A 19,159-nucleotide genomic window follows, 5' to 3' on the forward strand; every position below is an offset into this window, starting at 1 on the left:
AGATGCTGATCTTTAACCAGCGCATCTCCTGCCAACCGGGCCGAGAAAGTTAGTCCCGCTACACGCCAGCGTCTTCGCAAGCCACGGCTGGCGGTTCCGTCCTCCGCGCGGTCGGGCAAACAAGTGATCACGGCGATATTTAGCCGTCCGCCTGCATACCCCCGAAGAATTGCGCCATGCAATCGGCCAGGGCAACGGGATTCTCCCAGGCCATAGAGTGGCCCGCATCCGGCACCACCAGCAGCGGAATACCGACGGCGACAACGTCGTCAGCTTCCTGAGCCGGGAGCGACAGCTCACCGTAAATCAGCGCCTTGCGGCAGGATAATTGCTGAAAGCGGGCGAACCAGGACGGCGACGTCCCGTCGACCAGGCTGCTGGCTCCTCGCCATACTGCCCAGGGGGCGCTGTTTTGCAGACATCCGCTCCAGGGAGACGTTTCCGCTGCCAGCAGATCGGCAAAGCCGCGGGCGACAAACTCGGCTTCCGGCTGGGCGACGATAGCCCGACTGTACGTGCCGCCGCCGGCATAAAGATTAGGTTCGGAGACCAGCAGAGCCTGGACGCGACGGCCCAGAAGCTCCGCCGCTTCAATGGCAATACTGCCGCCCATGCTATGCCCGAACAGTGAGCAGCGGGTCAGCTGCAGACTGTCAAGCCACTCCACAACAACCCGCGCCTGTTCAGCAATACCGTAACCAAAAGAGCCGGGCTTGTCGCTATAGCCAAAGCCCGGCAGATCGATCAGCAGGGCCCGCCGGCCGGAAAAAGCCGGATCGGTCGCCACGCCGGGATAATCATAAGAGGATGCACAACCCAGCCCGTGAATAAAGACCACCGGGTCGCCGTGCCCTGGGAAATCAAACCAGCGCACGTTCGCGCCAGCGAATGAGGAAAAATAGCGCTTCATAAGGTTGCCCCGCCAACAGTTACTGTGTTTTTATACAGTAATATTGTGGCGGTTGCCATCGCTTTATGCTGTCAGAATAAAGAGACCAGCAGCGCCATCGGAAAGCTAAACGGCCAGGTGGCGCCGATCAACAGAGCGGCCAGCAGGCGAATCAAACGGCTCTCTTTTGTCAGAAACCAGCTAATGATTGCACAAATACATCCCATAACTGCATAAAAAACCAGCATTTTCTGGTATAAGGTCATTCTTCTTCCTTCCCTGATAAGCCCCATTATGATACGGAGATGCGTGGCAGCAGAAGTGCGACACAGTCCGCAAAATCACACAATGAATCGCACGCTTAATCAGCGGAAAACAACCAATTCATCCTTGTCTGATAGCACTTCCTTTCGCCTCGTACTATACCTGTAGAGGCTTACTCATAAAGGTGGCGTTATGGATGTTTCCAGCAAAACCGTAATTCTGATTAATGTCGGCGTAGCTTTCGCGCTTATCAGCCTGTTATCTGTTCGTTTTGGTTGGTTTTAGTGATTTTATTCAGCAAAGAAACCTAAAAAAGCAGCCTCTGCGGGCTGCTTTTTTACGCTTTAATCGCGACGGTTTTATCCGCGCGGGTCTGAGCCTGAAGCTCGGCATTAGCCTTCATATATTCAGGGTCATAGCCAGGCAGCAGATTAACTTTTTCATTATCCCACTCAGCCGCCGTACAGACGGATTCGCTGACCCCCTGCTGTTCACACAGGCTAATACGCCGGGCAGGTAAATTGCCATACAGAATTGCCGTGGCGCAGGCCACTGACAGAAAAAAAGCTATTTTTTTCAAAACAAGATCAACGTCGAAGTAACAAATTATGACAAATGTTCGCATGAGCCAGCCTGTAAAGTCAAACCTCAAGCATCCTTTTACCCCCAGGCCGCCGCGGCCAGACAGCGTTTCTTAGCATTTTTCTACACCATGTAGTGGAACAAAATGTCGCGGAACAAAAAGATGCCTCCGCGGATATCCCTTCATTCTCCCCCTTTCATCTCTGCAGGTTACTGGACAATATGAACAATTTGTCGTCATTTCCTCTATGAAAACAATCTGGTCAGGTGAAATTAAAAAGAAAATAACTGTCTGATACCTTACATGAGGTTCCGAAGAGTTCGATGAATAATAAAAATAGTGTATAAGAACAAACCTAAAAAACATCATAAATTATACGGTAAATTAATGATGGATAATAAAAAAACCTATAGGAAGTTGACTAAAAATGCGGAACAACTTAAACGCCAGCCCAAAAAACCAGCAAGAAAAAACACACCAATACATTGATTAATAACAAATAATTAAATCAACCCTGTCTTTTCAACAGTGACTGACAATGCACTTATCAGTAAATATCATTTGCGTTATCACCCTTTAGAAATTACATTTTAACTGCATATTTTGACCTTTTTTGTTTTTACTCATTTATTTTGGGGTGGTACATGTCTGGAATTATTGTGCTTATTGTGGCACTGCTATTGCTGGTAATTGCAGCGTATAATCTGGTCTCTTACATTCGCGACCGTCGTCAGTCTGGTTTACCGACCAAAAAATCAAAGCGATAGCACGACGCGCGCGTGACAACATCGTGCGAATAGGCCACAAACGTTTTGCTCACTGCAACTTCATGCGCGATAAATAACACTATAGTTTATGCGGGAAATAGATCGTTCCGCCCTCTCTGCGCCCTTCTCTCACCTATTGTGCCGACGTGGTACACAGCAACAAAAAACCCCTGTATTCAGTACAGGGGTTTTATTGTGGATTGCCGCAGCAGCGGATATATCATCTGGATTCGCTCTCTGTCTCTCCACGCTGACAGGCAGGTTACGCGCCCCACCCGGCGCTTATCTCCGGCACTCATTGGCTTAGCTCTTGAAGGGGCGTAAGAATATTCTCATATTTCGCTGTCTCTGTTTTAGCAATTACTGCCATTGTGACTATTAGCAAGCTAATGCACTCGATGAGTGACTATCCCGTCCGTTACAAGCTCGCGATCGCGCCATCAGCGTCACCCGGCCACCGCCTCATACTCACGGCCGACCTCTGAAGGTTGTGCCCGCAGCAGCGGGCATAAAAAAGGCCGCCCCGGCGACCTTTATCTTTCACATCAGCTTGATTCTGACGTCGTATCCGTCAAGACCCGACATGGTTTCATGAGCAACAAACTCAATTTCAGAGACTTCTTGCCCCGTTTTCTTGCGCAGTTCTGCAATCTTTTTGCTAATCAGCGCCGAGATCTCTTCTTCAGCTTTACGAGTCAGCTCTTCGCTTTTCATTGGTCAACTCTCCTTGAATTTCACGATGTCGTATAGCGTAAGGGTTGTCCCGCGTTAGCCGAAAGCCAACCCTAATCCATTATAAACAATAGGTTATCTTCCTTGAAGCTGTTTTTTGCCATCGGTTATTTAGTGATATCAGGCCCTGTATCACAACGCCATTTTTTAAGCATAGTACGCCCATCCTGCAGAGGAAAGGAGATGGTGGCGACGCCATTTTTGCGGTTGAAGAGAACTTCGGATTGGTCCAGGTCTTTGGCATAGATGGTTCCTTCCGCATCGCTAAAATTGTCGGCGCCATAAGCTCTTACATACCAGCCATCTATCTCGATCGATGCAAATTGCTGCCATGTCGTGTCAATTCGCCGCAGCCACCCCGCTGAAAAGCTGCCGATGGCCGGACTATCAGCCAGGATGATGTTTTGATCCACCAACATGCAGTTGAGTCGCCTTTTTTCCGTGTATTCAGCATTGTCCGCGCCTGCGCCTGATGAAAGGATTGGCATAGCCATCACTATGGTCGCGAGTAAAATGCGGTACGCAATATATTTATCTGACATAACCTGTATAAATTAAATTATAAACTGAAAATATAGCATAAAAACAGAATAAATAACCATTATGATGCTATTACACTCTGCCAGCGCCCTACAGAACGACAATGTTTTGCGATGAACAGGGAAACTGATAGCCATTTCCCGACTTTGCTAATGTATTTGCATGTGAAAACAGGCAATATTTAGCGTTAGATTGGCGGCCAGTATTTCATCGGCCCCTTCAGATTGTCACGACAAGGAACAATGAATAATGGCGCGGACCTATTTTCTCGGTTGCCTCCTGCTTCTGGCCGCTTCATCCGCCGATGCGGGATGCTGGGTTATTGAAAACTTGCGGGGTTCTGGCGCCCATGAGTACGATCAATATGCCATTAAAAACGATGGTTTCGCGGGAAAAGTGTTTGTGGTGAACATTGATAAAAAATCCCCTTCCGTCACCGACAGCATCATGAATTACACCGTGGTAAGTCCAACGGCCATGACGGGAACCTATGCCACGGATCTGGGACTGACTATCCAGACATGGCAAATTTCCACCGATGAGACAAAAGCGCTAATGACGCTTAACAGAACCAACAAAAATAACGTCTTACAGGATGCCGTCGCATCTTTTATCGGCGATGTTAAAGCCAGATGTGACCATTAATCTCTTCTCTTGCTGCGCTATATAGACAGTTCAGTTAGCCATAGCGCGACGACAATCTCCGAATGGCACCTTCGCAGTTCACGGTTCAGCGGTTTATCTCCCCATCGCGCGGCGGCAGTAAAAAAACCGCCCGCAGGCGGCTTTTTATCTCTATGCCGGCAACAGGCGCCCGGCTTCTGTCGGCACTTAGTGTTTTATCATCACATGACGCACGACGGTGTAGTCTTCCAGACCATACATCGACATATCCTTCCCATAGCCGGAGAGTTTCTGTCCGCCGTGCGGCATCTCGCTGACCAGCATAAAGTGGGTATTAACCCAGGTACAGCCGTACTGCAGACGCGCGCTCAGACGATGAGCCCTGCCCACATCGCGGGTCCATACCGACGAAGCCAGGCCGTATTGGGAATCATTGGCCCATGCCAGCACCTGATCTTCATCGCTGAACGAGGTCACGCTGACCACCGGACCAAACACCTCACGTTGAACAATATCATCATCTTGCCTGGCGCCCGCCAGCAGCGTCGGTTGATAGAAATATCCCTTGCCAGTCGCCGGGCTTCCTCCGGTCACCACCTGGATATGCGGTAATGCGCGGGCAGCTTCAACGGCTGCGCTGACCCGCTCCAGATGCGCCTGCGAGCTCAGCGGCCCCAGTTCAGTAGCAGGGTCGTCCGGCTGGCCAATTTTCAGCGTAGCCACGGCCGCGCCCAGTTTCTCCACCAGCCGATCGTAGATACCCTGCTGGGCATAAATACGGCAGGCTGCGGTACAATCCTGGCCAGCATTATAAAAACCGAAGGTCCTCACCCCCTCCACGACGGCATCGATATCCGCATCGTCAAACACGATCACCGGCGCTTTGCCGCCCAGTTCCATGTGCGTGCGTTTTATCGACGAGGCCGTATGGCCGATAATATGGGCGCCGGTGGCAATCGAGCCGGTGAGCGACACCATGCGCACCTTCGAATGGCCGGTCAGCGGATCGCCCACGGTTTTACCACGACCAAACAGCACGTTCAGCACGCCGGCAGGGAGAATCTCTCTGGCCAGCTCAGCCAGCTTCAGCGCCGTCAGCGGCGTAATCTCTGACGGTTTGATGACCACGCAGTTGCCGGCTGCCAGCGCCGGCGCCAGCTTCCACGCCGCCATCATTAACGGATAGTTCCACGGTGCGATAGAGGCCACCACGCCAACCGGATCCCGGCGAATCATCGAGGTATGCCCCTCCAGATATTCCCCCGCCGCCATACCCGGCAGACAGCGCGCCGCGCCGGCAAAGAAGCGGAACACATCGGCGACGGCGGGCAGCTCGTCGTTCATCACGCAGTGCAGCGGTTTGCCGCAGTTTAAGGATTCCAGCTTCGCCAGCGCCTCCGCGTGATCGGTAATCGCCTCCGCCAGCTTTAACAGAGAGTCCGCGCGAGTTTTCGGCGTCGTCTGGCTCCAGCTGACAAAGGCCCGATCCGCTGCCTCAACCGCCGCGTTGACCTGGGCCTCCGTGGCTTCTGCAATCTCCAGAATGACCTCACCATTAGCAGGATTGAATACTGGCACCATTTCGCCTTCACCCGCCACTAACTCACCGTTAATCAAAAGGTTATGTTGCATAGCATTATCCTGTAGAAATGAATTATTTACTGTTTTCAGCACTCATGTCGCTATCACGGGTAAGCCACCAGGCCCCCAAAATGGGTATCGTCGTCACCAGCATCACCAGCAGCGCGACCACGTTAGTTACCGGTACATCGCGCGGGCGCCCCAGCTGATTCAACAACCACAGCGGTAAGGTACGCTCATGCCCGGCGGTAAACGTGGTGACGATAATTTCATCAAACGATAAGGCGAACGCCAGCATTCCCCCCGCCAGCAGCGCCGATCCCAGATTCGGCAGCACCACATAGCGAAAGGTCTGCCAGCCCGTGGCGCCTAAATCCATTGATGCCTCCACCAGACTCCACGATGTCCGGCGAAAACGGGCGATGACATTGTTGAACACCACCACCACGCAAAACGTGGCATGTCCCACGACGATAGTGAGCAGGCCAGGTTCCAGACTGACCTCCTTAAAGGCCGTCAGCAGCGCAAGTCCGGTGATAATCCCCGGCAGCGCGATCGGCAACAGCAGCAGTAACGACACCGCGTTTTTGCCAAAAAACGTACTGCGCCATAATGCGCCTGCAGCCAACGTGCCAAGTACCAGCGCAATCGCCGTCGACATTGCGGCGATTTTAAGTGACAACGTCACGGCCTCGATAATATCGCTGCGTCCTGCCGCCTCGCTGAACCAGCGCAGCGTCAGCCCTTGAGGCGGAAAGCTAAAGGCAGCATCTTCGGTATTGAAAGCATACAGCGCGATAATCAGCAGCGGAAAATGGAGGAAAACCACCCCGCCCCAGGTGGCGACTTTGAGGAACAGCGGTGCCCGTTCAGAGTGCATCGAACGCTCCCAGGCGCTTCACGAACGCCAGATAAAGGGCAATCAGCACAATCGGTACCAGGGTAAATGCGGCCGCCATCGGCATGTTGCCGATCGCCCCCTGCTGGGAATAGACCATATTGCCAATAAAGAAGCCGGGCGGCCCCACCAGCTGCGGAACGATAAAGTCCCCCAGCGTCAGGGAGAAAGTAAAAATCGACCCGGCGGCAATGCCGGGGATCGCCAGCGGCAGCACCACGTGGCGGAAGGTCTGCCGCGGGCGGGCGCCAAGATCGGCGGAAGCCTGTAGCAGCGAAGGCGGCAAGCGTTCCAGCGCCGCCTGTACCGGCAGGATCATAAACGGCAGCCAGATATAGACAAACACCAGAAAACGGCCGAGGCCTGAGGTCGACAGCGTATTTCCGCCGACCGCCGGAATCGTCAGCACCAGGTTTAACACCCCCTCCAGCCCAAGATGCCCGAGAAACCATTGCGCCACGCCATCTTTTGCCAGCAGTAACGTCCAGGCGTAGGCCTTCACGATATAGCTCGCCCACATCGGCAGCATGACGGCAATATAGAAGAATGCTTTCATTTTGCCGCGGGTATAGCGAGCCATATACCACGACATCGGCAAAGCCAGCACCGCGCTGGCTATCGTCACCGACAGCGCCATCACCAGCGTGCGGACAATGATGTCGTAGTTCGCCGGATTAAACAGCGCTTTGAGGTTGGCGAGCGTCAGATCCGTGGTGACCGACATGGTGAAATCATCAAAGGTGTAGACGCTTTGCCACAGTAAAGTCAGCAGCGACCCCAGATAGACAATGCCGAACCACATTAACGGCCCCAGCAGGAGCAAGAACAGGCCGAGCGATGGCCTGCGCCAGAAGAGTGCGGACAGACGCCCGGACGGTGCGCGCGGAATGACCATCGTCATCTCAGCCCCCTTGTTCCAAAGGCACCATCGCCGAACGTGACCACGAAGCCAGCACCGTTTGTCCGGTCTGCGGTGCGCTGGATGCCATACCGCCATCGCTGTTCGCCAGGCTGACCAGCAGCTTGTCGCCATTCGCCAGCTTCAGTTCGATACGCGTTGCCGCTCCCTGGTACTGAACCGCCTGCACCACGCCCTGCACCTGAACTTCTCCGCCGCTGTTCAGGCGAATATGTTCCGGCCGCAGTGACCAGACCCCGCGCATCCCGCACAGGCGGGCGGCAAGATCGCTATCAAATACGTTCGCGGTACCGACGAAACCAGCGACAAACGCGGTTTTAGGACGCAGATAGAGGTCGTGCGGGGCATCAACCTGCTCGATACGCCCGTTATTAAAGACCGCCACCCGATCGGACATCGACAGCGCTTCGCCCTGATCGTGGGTGACGAAGATAAAGGTGATCCCCAGCGTCTGCTGGAGTTTTTTCAGTTCGACCTGCATCTGCTCCCGCAGCTTTAAGTCCAGCGCGCCGAGCGGCTCATCAAGCAGCAGCACCCGCGGTTCATTCACCAGCGCACGGGCAATCGCCACCCGCTGCCGCTGTCCGCCGGAGAGCTGTGACGGTTTACGCGTGTACACAAACCCGAGGGCCACCTTTTCCAGCGCCTCCTGCGCGCGAAAGTGGCGCTCCTTTTTGCCGATACCTTTGACCATCAGCCCGTAGGCAACGTTATCGAGGATCGACATATGCGGAAACAGCGCATAGTCCTGAAAGACGGTATTCACGTCACGCTGCCACGGCGGCAGCTCACTGGCCTTGTGACCGTAAATGGAAATCGCCCCGCCGGAGAGCTGCTCAAATCCGGCGATCAGCCGCAGGCAGGTGGTTTTGCCGGAGCCGGACGGCCCCAGCATGGAGAAAAACTCGCCATCACGGATCCCCATGTTGACGCCGTCCACCGCGCGAACGTCACCATAGAAACGTGAAACGTTGTGAAACTCTACCGCGTACGTCATGTTCCGCCTCCGGCCGATTACCGGCCGCCCATAATCGCGATATAGTCCTGTGTCCAGCGGCTGTAAGGCACGTATTTACCCCCTTCGGCCACCGGCGTTTTCCAGAATGCAATTTTAGAGAACTCGTTGTAGCCATTGGTTTCGCAACCTTTGTCACCCAATAGCGCACTCGCCTTACAGCCTTGCGGAACCACCGGCAACGAGCCAAACCACGCCGCCACGTCGCCCTGTACCTTCGGCGTCAGCGACCAGTTCATCCATTTATAGGCGCACACCGGGTGTCTGGCGTCGCTATGTAACATCGTGGTATCCGCCCAGCCGGTCACCCCCTCTTTCGGGAAGACGGTGGCCACCGGCTGGCCGTCGGCTTTTAAGCCGTTGGCCTGGTATGGCCAGGCGCTCGAGGCCACCACGCCTTCATTTTTGAAGTCGCTCATCTGAACGGTGGTGTCATGCCAGTAGCGGTGGATTAACCCATGCTGAGCGCGCAACACCTTCAGCACCGCCTGGTACTGTGCTTCGGTCAGCTGGTAGGGATCGGTAATGCCCAGCTGCGGCTGGGTTGCTTTCACGAACAACGCCGCATCGGCAATATAGATAGGTCCGTCGTAGGCCTGAACGCGCCCTTGATTACTTTTACCATCGGAGAGTTTTTGCTCCACAAAGACCACGTTCCAGCTGTCTGGCGGCGTCGGGAATATTTTCGTGTTGTACATCAGCAGGTTTGGCCCCCACTGGTACGGGGTGCCGTAAACTTTACCGCCGACGTTAAACCAGGCGCCTTTTTCAACGCGCGGGTCGAGGCTAGACCAGTTGGTAATCAGGGCCGTATTAATGGGCTGCACCCGCTTGCCCATAATTAAGCGCAGAGAGGCGTCACCCGAAGCGGTGACCAGATCGTACCCTCCTTTCGCCATCAGGCTGACCATCTCATCGGACGTGGCGGCCGTTTTCACATTCACCTGACATCCGCTCTCTTTTTCAAACTGGGTGACCCAGTCATAATTTTTATCCGTCTGGCCACGCTCGATATAGCCCGGCCAGGCGATAATATCGAGTCGGCCTTCTCCTTTATCCAGCGAAGCGGGCGGCTCAGCGGCCTGCGCAGTCAGGATCGCCATCCCCAGCGCATAGAGGCTGCCACGGGCAATTTTTTTGCTCATCGGGTGTTACTCCTGTCACAATAAAATTAGCGGCAGCCGTGCCGTAAAAATATCTCCCTTTTTAACCATAGACGGCGCACTTACGCCCCCTGGAGAAATTTATTCAGGTTGTGACAAGGGGCGCATTCCACAAAAATCGATGAAGACCTGGCAACAATATGGATTATAGACAAGGAGTTAGGGGCAGGATACGGCTATGCGTATTTCCTATGACCACGGCCGGTAAAATATTAGCCGGCCGGGTTTGATAATAATATTTAGTTATTTCAGCAGCGGCTGTTTAGCGGTATATAAAAAATCAGTTCTTTAGCTCAGCTGCTCGCGAATAAGTTCGCCGAGTCGTTTAACTCCTTGCTCTTCTCTTTCTCCCCAGCCCCACGCGGTATTAAAGCGGAAAAAAGAGGTCCAGCTGGCGGTGGTAGAGAACATTTTCCCGGGGGCAATACTGATATTATCGCGCAATGCCCTGGCGCTCAGCTCACCGGCATCGGCCCCTTCCGGCAGTTCAAGCCACAAAAAGTAGCCGCTGTCGCTGTGATGGATTTTCACCTCGGCGGGCAGATGGCGCAGCAGCGCCTGCCAGGCCTGCTGTTTGCGCTCGGCAAGCTGGCGGCGCAGGCGGCGGAGATGGGCGTCATAGCGCCGGGTAGAGAGGTAATCGACCAGCGCCATCTGCATCGGCGAACTGGTGGAGAGCGTGCTCATTAATTGCAGCTGCTGAATGCGCCGGGCATGTTTACCGGCGGCCACCCAGCCGATACGAAAGCCAGGTACCAGACATTTTGAAAACGAGCTGCAGTGCAAAGTCATCTCCTGGCGGTCCCAGTATTTGGCAGGCAGCGGCTTTTCACGACCAAAATAGAGTTCACTGTAGACATCGTCTTCAATCAGCACCACGTTATAGCGGGCCAGCAGATCCACCAGCTGCGCCTTTTTCGCCGCACTCAGGGTAAAGCCGAGCGGGTTTTGCCCGTTGGTCATCAGCCAGCAGGCCTTGACCGGGTAACTCTGCAACGCCTGCTCCAGCGCGGCTAAATCAATCCCCTCTTTGACATCCGTCGCCACCGACAGCGCTTTCAGCCGCAGCCTTTCCAGCGCCTGCAGCGCGCCGTAAAAACAGGGGTTTTCCACCACCACCCAGTCGCCAGGCTCCGTCACCGCCTGCAGGCTGAGATTCAGCGCCTCCAGGGCACCGGCGGTAATCACGATTTCATCCGGCGAAATGTTCATCCCCTGCAGCGCGTAGCGCCGGGCAATCGCGTGACGCAGCTCATCATTGCCCGGCGGCAGATTCTCAATGACGCTCATGGCGGTCGCAGTTTTGCTCACCTGCGCCAACGAGCGATTAAGCTGCTGGAGCGGAAACAGCCGCGGGTCGGGAAATGCCGAGGCAAAGGGCAGCATCGAAGCCCGGCGGCTGGCCTGCAGCACCTCAAAAATGTAGGTGTTGATATCGACCGATTCATCACGGGTCACCTGCGCAGGCGGTGGCGGCTGGCGTAGTCTGACCGGTTTTGGCGCTACGTAGTAGCCGGACTGCGGGCGGGCAATAATCCGGCCCTGGCTTTCCAGCAGCTGGTAGGCGTGGCTGACGGTCATAAAACTCATCCCGCTGCTGACCACCTGTTCGCGTAACGAAGGCAACCGATCGCCGGGTTGCCAGACGCCGAGCGCAATCTGTTCGGTCAACTGCTGCGCAAGCTGCTGATACTTTTTCATGAGGAGTCTCGCGGTTCAGGTTTGCGCCTATAGTATATCAGCCATGAAAAAATAGCCGTTTATAAAAACTGTTATAGCTCAGCCCGCGCCGACTTCCGCTGCCGACGCTATCGGCGCGGACGATTTTTTTAGATCTAATGATTAACAAATGAGTTACATGTCACAAATTGCGCGTAAAGCTTTCCCGGCACTTTGACACCCGCCGTTCAGCGCTCTAGAGTTCAGCCTACAGATTTTAGATTAGAGACTATCTGTCATTCATTAAGATGGTCTCTCATTGCCTTTCCTGTATGTAGCGGCCTTCTTTCGAGTATTGCAAAGGGGACCGCTATGTCTGTTCATAAAAATACAAGCAAAAAAAATATTCGCGGCATTGACGATATTATTCAGTTTATCGATGCGCAGCCGAATATTGCGGGTAAAGCCGGCATTATCTGGTGGCTGGCACTCGGTGGATTATTTTTAGACGCCTTCTCTAATTCAGCATTAAGCGCCGGGCTCAATCCGATGACCCGGGATTTACAGCTAAGCGCTACGGACGTGGCGATGCTGACCTCTTTTTCTTCATGGATTGCCATTATTTTTAATCCAGTCGGCGGCTGGATCGCCGACCGCTGGGGGCGGGTCATGCCGCTGATTGCGGCAAAAATATGCGCCGTTCTCGGCGCCCTTCTCGTCACTTTCTCTCCTGATTTCAATTTGATACTTACCGGCCGATTCTTTGTGGGCATCGCCTACGGCATGGATTTTGCGGTGGCGATGGCGCTGCTCGCGGAGTTTACCCCGGCGCGCTTTAAAAGCCGGCTCAACACCTGGCAAGGGGTCTGGTATGTCGCCGTCTGCTTAAATCTGGTGCTGGCGTTGTTATTTTATTCATGGCAGGTCGGCGATACTATCTGGCGCTATTCGGTGGCCGCAACGGCGCTCTGTGGAATAATTATTTTACTGCTGCAAATACGTTATCTGGTTGAAAGTCCGGTGTGGTTAGCGCGTAAATCGCGCCTGGCTGACGCGGTCAAAGCGATGCAAAAAATATATGGCGATCGTTTTATTCTCGCCCCCGCCAGCGAACAAAAACCGATAATTGGCCAGGCGCAAAAAGGGATTAAAAACGTTGTGCTTATTTTTCGCGGCGTCTATTTACCGCGGACAATTCTGGCATCAACAGTGCAGATCTGTCAGTCGATTCAATATTTCGGCGTGGGCTGGTATCTCCCGGTCATCAGCGCCAGTCTGTTCGGTAAAAGCTTTGTCTACGCAACGCTTGGCTCACTATTTTTTAACATATTCGGCATTGTCGGCGGTTTTCTGTCACCGTCGATCGGTCGTCGTCTCGGTCTGCGCCGCTCCTCCGCTATCGGCTTCGCCATCGCTTTTCTGGTGCTGCTCACTCTCGGTTTGTTCAGCGACCGCATGCCGCTGTGGGCGTCGCTGATGGTACCGGCTCTGTTTATCCTGTTTCATTCCGGCGGTCCAGGCGCCAACGGTAAGAGTCTCTCTTCTCTCTCCTTTCGCAGCGAATTACGCGCCGGCGCCAACGGCATCGTCGGTGCGTTGGGGGCGATTGGCGCCGCCATCGGTTTGTTTGTCTTCCCCATCTTTCGTGAAATGTACGGATTACAGTCGACCTTTTTGATCATGTCGGCCGTCCCGCTTTTCGCCAGCATCGTCTGCTTCGTTATCTCCTGGGATCCGACGCGCACTGCGATCCAGCCGGATAACGAACCTGGCGCGCCGCAATTTACCCCACTCTCCCGTTCCCCCCTGCAGCCTGTCGCGCAGGAAACCGGCCGAGGCACAAAATGAATTCACCACAAAACGTTATTCTGTCCATTGATGAAGGTACCTCCGGCACCCGCGCGGCGGTCGTCGGCCAGGACGGACAGGTTCACTGTCTGGAATATCACCCGCTTCGGGTCGTCAGCCCCCGTCACGGCGTGGTGGAACAAGATGCCAACGAGATTCTGACTATGACGCTGGCGGTATGTCGCAAGACCATCGCCGAAGCGCAAAGCCGCAACATGCACATTCAGGCACTGGCTATCGCCACCCAGCGATCCACCGCCGTACTCTGGGATCGCCAGAGCGGCCAGGCGCTGGTGCCGGCGATGGTCTGGCAGGATGCTCGCTACGCCCGGACACTGGCGGATAAAGCCGGCGAATGGGACCGACCGCTGCTGAATCACACCGGTCGTCCGGTGGGGATTCGCTCCCCTTACCTGTGGGCCGCCCGCCATATTGCCGATACCCCGGCGATCGCAGCGGCGCACCGGGCCGGACGCCTGATGTTTGGGACCATCGATAGCTGGCTGCTCTGGCATCTCACCGAGGAGCGGCGCTGCCTGTCCACGCCGACCAATGCCACCTCGGCCGGTGCCTATCAGCTGCGGGATCACCGTTACTACGCCCCGTGGCTGGCGGAACTGGCTTTCCCGAGCGGACTGTTACCGACCCTGGTCGATGATGGTGAGATGCTCGGCACCTCGCGAAAATCGGTGCTCGGCATCGCCGTGCCGGTACTGGCCTGCATGGGCGATCAGTTTGCCGGCGCCGTCGGGCTGGGCTGCATCGCCCGCGGTCAATCCTTGTGTATGCACGGCACCGGCAGTTTTGTCGATCTGCTGGTTGGCGACCGGCTCCCGACACTGCACGAGGCCGGTGAAAGCACGCTGGTGATGACCGCCAGGCGCCAGCACGGTAAAGCCCACTATTCCGTCGAAACCTTCGTCCCCACCAGCGGATCCGCCCTTAACTGGGTGTGTGAAAATCTGGGCTGGTTCGACACGCCGGAGCAGATCAGCGACCTGGCAGCGCAAACCGCCAGCGCTGGCGGCGTAAGCTTTATTCCGGCGCTAACCGGGCTTCGCGTTCCGGTGCTGCAACCGCAGGCCCGCGCCTCGCTAAACGGGATTTCCATCTCCACCACCCGCGCGCAGATAGCCCGGGCGATTCTCGAAGGCATCGCCCATTCGGTAGCCGCCTGCATTCGCGCCAACGAACAGGCCACCGGCCTCAGCGTCAGTGAGCTGGTGGTGGGCGGCGGAATGTCCAACAGCGACATCCTGATGCAAATCCAGGCCGACCTGAGCGGCATTCCGGTTCTCAGAATGGCCGAAACGGCGCGCGCCAGCCTGCGAGGAGCCGCGTTTCTCGCCGGATCCGGCGGTCTGCTGTGGGACTCATTACACGAGGCCTGTCAGACCGTGCAGGTCGCCCGTCGATTTATGCCATCCATCGATAGTGAATGCCGTCGGCAGCAGCGAACCCTCTGGGAGAGCCGCATCACCCAGGAGCTGGCCACGGCCGCCACCTCATCCCACAATCAGGAGTAAAGGCGTTGATGAAGTTTTTTCCGTCCCGTAAAGCCAACAAAGCGCGCAGCGAAATGTTCGACACTGCCCCGCTGCGCCTGCAGCGCGAAGAACAGCTGGACCGGCTGGCCAGCGATACCTTTGATATTTTGATTGTCGGCGGCGGCGTCACCGGTGCCTACACCGCGCTGGACGCCAGCCTGCGCGGCTACCGCGTAGCGCTGGTGGAAAAGAACGACTTTGCCTCCGGCACCTCGTCCAAATCATCAAAAATGGTCCACGGCGGCCTGCGCTATATCGAACAGGGGAATTTAGGGCTGGTGCGCCACTCGCTGCTTGAGCGTCAGCGTCTGCGCCGCAATGCCCGCCATCTGGTACAGCGCCTGCCGTTTATGTTTCCGGTGCTGGATAAAAACGGCATTTTCGACAAACGCATGGCCTCCGCCTTTGAGAGCCTGCTGTGGACTTACGATCTGGCCGGCGGCTGGCGAGAAGGCATTCTGCACCAGAAACTCACGCCGGCGGAGGTGCTCTCCCACTGTCCGACGCTGAATGAAGAGCAGCTTTCCGGCGGCTTTATGTACTTTGACGCCAGAGTCGATGACGCCCGGCTGACGCTGGCCCTGGTACGTACCGCCGCATTTCACGGGGCGGCGGTGGTGAACCATGCCCAGGCGATCGACACGACTCGCGATGGTCATGGCAAAGTGAACGGCGCGCGGGTCCGGGCCGACGATCGCGAGATCGCGGTCAAAGCCCGGGTGGTGATCATGGCCACCGGCGTGTGGCTGCGCGACTGGAATGGGCAGAAAAAAGGCGCCCCGTCGGCGCTACAAATCCGCCCGGCAAAAGGCGTCCATGTCGCAATTCCGTGGCTCAAAATTCGCAATGACTGCACGGTTACCATCCCCGTCGCCGGGCGCAAACGCCGCGCGACGATTACCCGCTGGGGCAATGTCTCCTATCTGGGCACCACCGATGAAGATTATCACGGTGATCTGGACGATGTGTGCTGCACCCGGGAAGAGCTGGATTTTCTGCTGGATGGAGCCAATTCCGCGCTCAAAACCCAGCTCACCGCGCAGGATGTGGTCGGCAGTATTGCCGGCTGCCGCCCGCTGATAGGCAGCCCCGGCGGAAAAACCGTGGAGCTGAAACGCAATCACGAAATTGATGTCGCGCCGGATGGCCTGATTACGATTGTCGGCGGCAAACTGACCACATCCCGGCATATGGCGGAACAGACCGTCGATGTGGCCGCGAAACTGCTGGGGCGCAAACGCGCCTGTTCCACCAAAAGCGCCTTTTTACTTGGCGCCGCCGGCTACGATCCGCAGGCAATTCTCGCTTCCGGCGGGCTCTCCGCCCACCTCGGCGAGCGTTATGGCGCCGAAGCCCATTTTGTCAGCGACCTCATCCACGCCAACCCGGCGTTAGAGACGCCGATTATTGCCGGTCTGCCCTACACCGAAGCCGAAGTGATTTACGCCATTCGTCATGAGCTGGCCGGCAGCGTCGACGATATTTTGTCACGTCGTTTACGCGCCCGGCTGATGGCGCGGGATGCCTCGGCGACCGCCGCCGACCGCGTCGGCGAACTCTTACAGCAGGAACTCAACCTGGCCCCGGCAGTCGTTGCGCAGCAAATTGCCGCCTACCGGGCCGCCGTTAAACATGAAAAATCCATCCTTATGGGGAGCGCAGAATGATCAGTAAAGAAGCGATTAAACGTGGTTATAACCGCGGTAATTATCTTGTCGGCGTCCACACGCCACCGGGTTGGGCCGCACAAAGCCAGGCCGAGGGCTGCGGGGACGGCATGCAACGTGACCCTGTCACTGTGAGTGACAGCGTAGTAAACCAGCTGCGCAGCGTAGCCAATGAGGTGCTCACCGCCCGTCATGATGTCGTGAGCTGGACCCGCGACTGGTGGGCCGGCTCGATGATCGCCGAGACCGATGGCAACCCGGCAACCCCCATTGCGGTTATCGTCCGCGTCTCCCGCGTCGAACAGGTTCAGGAGGTGGTCAGCATCGCCCAACGCTACCATCTGCCGCTAACGGTTTCCGCCGGACGCAGCAACGTCACCGGCGCCGCGTTGCCGGTACGCGGCGGCATTGTGCTCGACGTTTGTGATCTCAACCAGCTGCTGAGCTTTGACCCGGACAGCCAGATTGTAGAGGTAGAAGCCGGGATGTTTGGCGATATCTTCGAGCAAACCATTCAGCAGGAGTACGGCATGACGATGGGCCACTGGCCCTCTTCGTTTGGCATCAGCACGGTGGGCGGCTGGGTCGCCTGTCGCGGCGCCGGTCAACTGTCGACCCGCTACGGGAAAATTGAGGATATGGTATACGGCATGGATGTGGTGCTGGCTGACGGGCGCTTAATTACCGTCGGCGGTGCGCCGCGCAGCGCCACCGGACCGGACATTCAGCAGCTGTTTATCGGCTCTGAAGGTACGCTGGGCGTCATTGTGCGCGTACGCCTGAAACTGCATCGCCTGCCGGAGTATGGTCGCGCCATCGCCTGGGGTTTCGCCAGCTTTGCCGACGGCCTCGAAGCCTGCCGACAGATCCTCCAGCATGGCGCAACCCCCGCCGCCCTGCGGCTGTACGATAATCTCGAAAGCGGCGTGCAGTTCTCCTTACCGGAGACCAACGTTCTGTTGATTGCCGATGAGGGTGAAAAGGAGCTGGTGGACGCGGTGTTGGCCATCTCGGCGCGCGTCTGTGAGCAATGCCAGGGACAGCCGCTGGAGAGCGATCCGATATTTGAGCGTTGGCTGGATACCCGCTATCTCACCGGGAAGAGCGCCGAAGGCTTTGCCCGCAGTCCGGGCCTGGTGGCCGATACCCTGGAGATGGTTGGCCGCTGGCGCGATCTGGCCGCTATCTATGAGGAGGTCGTCGCCGCCATTAACGCCGTCCCGGGTACCCTCGCCGGCTCCGCCCATCAGTCTCACGCCTACGTCGATGGCGCCTGTCTCTACTTTTCGCTGCGCGGAGATGTCGCCGTTAAGGAGCGAGCGGCCTGGTATCGCGCTGCCTGGGATGCGGCAAACGCGGTGCTGATTCGCCACAACACGTCTCTCAGCCATCATCATGGAGTAGGTTTATTACGTTCGCCTTATATGCAGGCCGCCTTAGGTGAAACCCTGAAGGTGATGGCGGAGATCAAAGCCGCACTCGATCCACACCGTATTCTCAATCCGGGGAAACTGGGGTTGAGCGATGAATACGTTTCGCGCCCGGCAGGTCAACAATGATCAAAAACCTCGGCACGCAGCTGGCGTGCCACCCGATGATTATGGCGATCTACGGCATCGACCAGTTAAAAGTGGCGCTCACCAGCCGGGCGCAGGTCTGCATTATTGCCAATATCGATCTGATTAAACTTCAGCCGGTGATTACCCTGCTGGCAAAGGCAGACAAGTATGTGATCGTCAATATCGACAGCTGCAACGGCCTGTCGCAGGATAAAGGCGGGATCGACTATATTGCCGAAACCGGCGCCATGGGGCTGCTCTCCACGCGCCTGCAGACCGTGCAGCGGGCCAAAAAAAGCGGGCTGGTGACGATGCAAAAGATCTTTGTCACCGACCGTTCGACCTGGCTGCGCAGTCTGCATGCGCTGGAGCAGAGCGAGCCCGATTATGTGCAGCTGATGCCGGCCCCGATGCTGGCCATGCTGCCGCAGGCCGATCGCCAGCGCCTGCCGCCAATTGTCGCATCCGGATTTGTCAGTAACGAAGCGCAAATCCGCGCGGCGCTTGCCAGCGGCGCGACGGCAGTCTCCAGCAGCGACAGTGCGCTGTGGAATCTGCCCATTTCATCGCAATAACGCGGAGCTCTCTATGGGAAATCAGCAGCTACAGGTCATCGCCCACTACTACACGCGTCCGGATGAGGTTGAGAACGTGGCAACCGCATTGCACGCCCTCGCCGCAGCCACCCGTCAGGAGACGGACAATCTCTCCTATGCCTTCTTTCAGTCCCGGGAAGATCGTCGCCACTTTGTGATCCTCGAGCGCTATCGTCACGCAGGCGGGCTCGATGCGCACCGGGCAACCCCGCATTTTCAGCACCTGGGCCTCGAAGTGATTGCCCCGTTGCTGGATAAAAAAGAGGTGCAGAGCTTTTTAATTCCGCAGACGGACAACGACAGATAAG

The 19,159-nt window shown here is 56.4% G+C and carries 20 protein-coding genes; 9 read left to right on the top strand and 11 right to left on the bottom strand.

Annotated elements, in window-relative coordinates; all coding sequences use genetic code 11:
• Positions 1-139: 139 nt before the first annotated feature.
• Positions 140-910, bottom strand: a complete 771-nt coding sequence (locus Q1L34_RS14180; protein WP_327204118.1) for an alpha/beta fold hydrolase — start codon at positions 908-910, stop codon at positions 140-142.
• A 71-nt stretch (positions 911-981) separates the two neighbouring features.
• Positions 982-1,155 (bottom strand): GhoT/OrtT family toxin, encoded by a 174-nt coding sequence (locus tag Q1L34_RS14185; RefSeq protein ID WP_004861568.1) that lies wholly within the window; start codon positions 1,153-1,155, stop codon positions 982-984.
• A 190-nt stretch (positions 1,156-1,345) separates the two neighbouring features.
• Between Q1L34_RS14185 and yncL the strand changes: the two genes are divergently transcribed.
• Positions 1,346-1,438: a stress response membrane protein YncL gene (gene yncL, locus Q1L34_RS14190; protein ID WP_004861562.1), complete on the top strand. Its 93-nt coding sequence runs from the start codon at positions 1,346-1,348 to the stop codon at positions 1,436-1,438.
• A 52-nt stretch (positions 1,439-1,490) separates the two neighbouring features.
• On the opposite strand, the gene Q1L34_RS14195 is transcribed toward yncL, so the two are convergent.
• Complete coding sequence (locus tag Q1L34_RS14195) at positions 1,491-1,733, bottom strand: hypothetical protein (protein WP_032717568.1); 243 nt, start codon at positions 1,731-1,733, stop codon at positions 1,491-1,493.
• 647 nt (positions 1,734-2,380) lie between these two features.
• On the opposite strand from Q1L34_RS14195, the gene Q1L34_RS14200 reads away from it, so the two are divergent.
• Positions 2,381-2,503 carry a small membrane protein gene (locus Q1L34_RS14200; protein WP_086816685.1) on the top strand — a complete coding sequence of 41 codons (123 nt, stop codon included), beginning with the start codon at positions 2,381-2,383 and terminating at the stop codon, positions 2,501-2,503.
• Between the two features lie 540 nt (positions 2,504-3,043).
• Here Q1L34_RS14200 and Q1L34_RS14205 read toward each other — a convergent pair.
• Positions 3,044-3,217 carry a GnsA/GnsB family addiction module toxin gene (locus tag Q1L34_RS14205; protein WP_004861555.1) on the bottom strand — a complete coding sequence of 58 codons (174 nt, stop codon included), beginning with the start codon at positions 3,215-3,217 and terminating at the stop codon, positions 3,044-3,046.
• 125 nt (positions 3,218-3,342) lie between these two features.
• On the bottom strand, positions 3,343-3,777 hold the full coding sequence (locus Q1L34_RS14210; RefSeq protein WP_044023531.1) for a hypothetical protein: 435 nt from the start codon (positions 3,775-3,777) through the stop codon (positions 3,343-3,345).
• A gap of 247 nt (positions 3,778-4,024) precedes the next feature.
• Between Q1L34_RS14210 and Q1L34_RS14215 the strand changes: the two genes are divergently transcribed.
• Positions 4,025-4,420 carry a hypothetical protein gene (locus Q1L34_RS14215; RefSeq protein ID WP_044346615.1) on the top strand — a complete coding sequence of 132 codons (396 nt, stop codon included), beginning with the start codon at positions 4,025-4,027 and terminating at the stop codon, positions 4,418-4,420.
• Positions 4,421-4,606: 186 nt separating this feature from the next.
• On the opposite strand, the gene patD is transcribed toward Q1L34_RS14215, so the two are convergent.
• The 6 genes from patD to Q1L34_RS14245 all read right to left on the bottom strand — a co-directional run bounded on the left by patD (position 4,607) and on the right by Q1L34_RS14245 (position 11,676).
• A complete protein-coding gene (gene patD / locus Q1L34_RS14220; RefSeq protein WP_015584419.1) occupies positions 4,607-6,031 on the bottom strand; it encodes an aminobutyraldehyde dehydrogenase in 1,425 nt (474 codons plus the stop codon).
• Between the two features lie 22 nt (positions 6,032-6,053).
• Positions 6,054-6,860, bottom strand: a complete 807-nt coding sequence (locus Q1L34_RS14225) for an ABC transporter permease (RefSeq protein ID WP_065906467.1) — start codon at positions 6,858-6,860, stop codon at positions 6,054-6,056.
• Positions 6,850-7,779, bottom strand: a complete 930-nt coding sequence (locus tag Q1L34_RS14230) for an ABC transporter permease (RefSeq protein WP_004861543.1) — start codon at positions 7,777-7,779, stop codon at positions 6,850-6,852. The genes Q1L34_RS14225 and Q1L34_RS14230 overlap by 11 nt, the downstream gene beginning before the upstream one ends.
• A 1-nt stretch (position 7,780) precedes the next feature.
• Positions 7,781-8,794: an ABC transporter ATP-binding protein gene (locus tag Q1L34_RS14235; RefSeq protein WP_004861541.1), complete on the bottom strand. Its 1,014-nt coding sequence runs from the start codon at positions 8,792-8,794 to the stop codon at positions 7,781-7,783.
• A gap of 17 nt (positions 8,795-8,811) precedes the next feature.
• Complete coding sequence (ydcS, locus tag Q1L34_RS14240; protein WP_004861538.1) at positions 8,812-9,957, bottom strand: putative ABC transporter substrate-binding protein YdcS; 1,146 nt, start codon at positions 9,955-9,957, stop codon at positions 8,812-8,814.
• A gap of 306 nt (positions 9,958-10,263) precedes the next feature.
• The gene (locus tag Q1L34_RS14245) at positions 10,264-11,676 is read right to left on the bottom strand and encodes an aminotransferase-like domain-containing protein (protein WP_044346620.1); all 1,413 of its coding nucleotides are present in this window, start codon (positions 11,674-11,676) and stop codon (positions 10,264-10,266) included.
• A gap of 330 nt (positions 11,677-12,006) precedes the next feature.
• Here Q1L34_RS14245 and Q1L34_RS14250 point away from each other — a divergent pair, with 330 nt between their 5' ends.
• The 6 genes from Q1L34_RS14250 to Q1L34_RS14275 are packed head-to-tail and all read left to right on the top strand — an operon-like array spanning position 12,007 to position 19,158.
• Positions 12,007-13,482 (top strand): MFS transporter, encoded by a 1,476-nt coding sequence (locus Q1L34_RS14250; RefSeq protein ID WP_123629103.1) that lies wholly within the window; start codon positions 12,007-12,009, stop codon positions 13,480-13,482.
• Entirely contained in the window at positions 13,479-15,008 is a 1,530-nt protein-coding gene (locus Q1L34_RS14255; RefSeq protein WP_032717388.1) for an FGGY family carbohydrate kinase, read from the top strand. The genes Q1L34_RS14250 and Q1L34_RS14255 overlap by 4 nt, the downstream gene beginning before the upstream one ends.
• 8 nt (positions 15,009-15,016) lie before the next feature.
• Complete coding sequence (locus Q1L34_RS14260) at positions 15,017-16,696, top strand: glycerol-3-phosphate dehydrogenase/oxidase (RefSeq protein ID WP_004861523.1); 1,680 nt, start codon at positions 15,017-15,019, stop codon at positions 16,694-16,696.
• Positions 16,693-18,255 carry an FAD-binding oxidoreductase gene (locus Q1L34_RS14265; protein WP_327204119.1) on the top strand — a complete coding sequence of 521 codons (1,563 nt, stop codon included), beginning with the start codon at positions 16,693-16,695 and terminating at the stop codon, positions 18,253-18,255. The genes Q1L34_RS14260 and Q1L34_RS14265 overlap by 4 nt, the downstream gene beginning before the upstream one ends.
• Positions 18,252-18,830, top strand: coding sequence for a glycerol-3-phosphate responsive antiterminator (locus tag Q1L34_RS14270; RefSeq protein ID WP_065906462.1), 579 nt, complete (start codon positions 18,252-18,254; stop codon positions 18,828-18,830). The genes Q1L34_RS14265 and Q1L34_RS14270 overlap by 4 nt, the downstream gene beginning before the upstream one ends.
• 13 nt (positions 18,831-18,843) lie before the next feature.
• Complete coding sequence (locus Q1L34_RS14275; RefSeq protein ID WP_064357098.1) at positions 18,844-19,158, top strand: putative quinol monooxygenase; 315 nt, start codon at positions 18,844-18,846, stop codon at positions 19,156-19,158.
• Position 19,159 lies beyond the last annotated feature (1 nt).

It is taken from the genome of Klebsiella ornithinolytica, assembly GCF_030505655.1.
Classification (GTDB): Bacteria; Pseudomonadota; Gammaproteobacteria; order Enterobacterales; family Enterobacteriaceae; genus Klebsiella; species Klebsiella ornithinolytica.

Coding starts and splice junctions, on each gene's coding strand:
- Q1L34_RS14180 (WP_327204118.1), bottom strand. CDS start 910: ATGAAGCGCTATTTTTCCTCATTCGCTGGCGCGAACGTGCGCTGGTTT.
- Q1L34_RS14185 (WP_004861568.1), bottom strand. CDS start 1,155: ATGACCTTATACCAGAAAATGCTGGTTTTTTATGCAGTTATGGGATGT.
- yncL (WP_004861562.1), top strand. CDS start 1,346: ATGGATGTTTCCAGCAAAACCGTAATTCTGATTAATGTCGGCGTAGCT.
- Q1L34_RS14200 (WP_086816685.1), top strand. CDS start 2,381: ATGTCTGGAATTATTGTGCTTATTGTGGCACTGCTATTGCTGGTAATT.
- Q1L34_RS14205 (WP_004861555.1), bottom strand. CDS start 3,217: ATGAAAAGCGAAGAGCTGACTCGTAAAGCTGAAGAAGAGATCTCGGCG.
- Q1L34_RS14210 (WP_044023531.1), bottom strand. CDS start 3,777: ATGTCAGATAAATATATTGCGTACCGCATTTTACTCGCGACCATAGTG.
- Q1L34_RS14215 (WP_044346615.1), top strand. CDS start 4,025: ATGGCGCGGACCTATTTTCTCGGTTGCCTCCTGCTTCTGGCCGCTTCA.
- patD (WP_015584419.1), bottom strand. CDS start 6,031: ATGCAACATAACCTTTTGATTAACGGTGAGTTAGTGGCGGGTGAAGGC.
- Q1L34_RS14225 (WP_065906467.1), bottom strand. CDS start 6,860: ATGCACTCTGAACGGGCACCGCTGTTCCTCAAAGTCGCCACCTGGGGC.
- Q1L34_RS14230 (WP_004861543.1), bottom strand. CDS start 7,779: ATGACGATGGTCATTCCGCGCGCACCGTCCGGGCGTCTGTCCGCACTC.
- Q1L34_RS14235 (WP_004861541.1), bottom strand. CDS start 8,794: ATGACGTACGCGGTAGAGTTTCACAACGTTTCACGTTTCTATGGTGAC.
- ydcS (WP_004861538.1), bottom strand. CDS start 9,957: ATGAGCAAAAAAATTGCCCGTGGCAGCCTCTATGCGCTGGGGATGGCG.
- Q1L34_RS14245 (WP_044346620.1), bottom strand. CDS start 11,676: ATGAAAAAGTATCAGCAGCTTGCGCAGCAGTTGACCGAACAGATTGCG.
- Q1L34_RS14250 (WP_123629103.1), top strand. CDS start 12,007: ATGTCTGTTCATAAAAATACAAGCAAAAAAAATATTCGCGGCATTGAC.
- Q1L34_RS14255 (WP_032717388.1), top strand. CDS start 13,479: ATGAATTCACCACAAAACGTTATTCTGTCCATTGATGAAGGTACCTCC.
- Q1L34_RS14260 (WP_004861523.1), top strand. CDS start 15,017: ATGAAGTTTTTTCCGTCCCGTAAAGCCAACAAAGCGCGCAGCGAAATG.
- Q1L34_RS14265 (WP_327204119.1), top strand. CDS start 16,693: ATGATCAGTAAAGAAGCGATTAAACGTGGTTATAACCGCGGTAATTAT.
- Q1L34_RS14270 (WP_065906462.1), top strand. CDS start 18,252: ATGATCAAAAACCTCGGCACGCAGCTGGCGTGCCACCCGATGATTATG.
- Q1L34_RS14275 (WP_064357098.1), top strand. CDS start 18,844: ATGGGAAATCAGCAGCTACAGGTCATCGCCCACTACTACACGCGTCCG.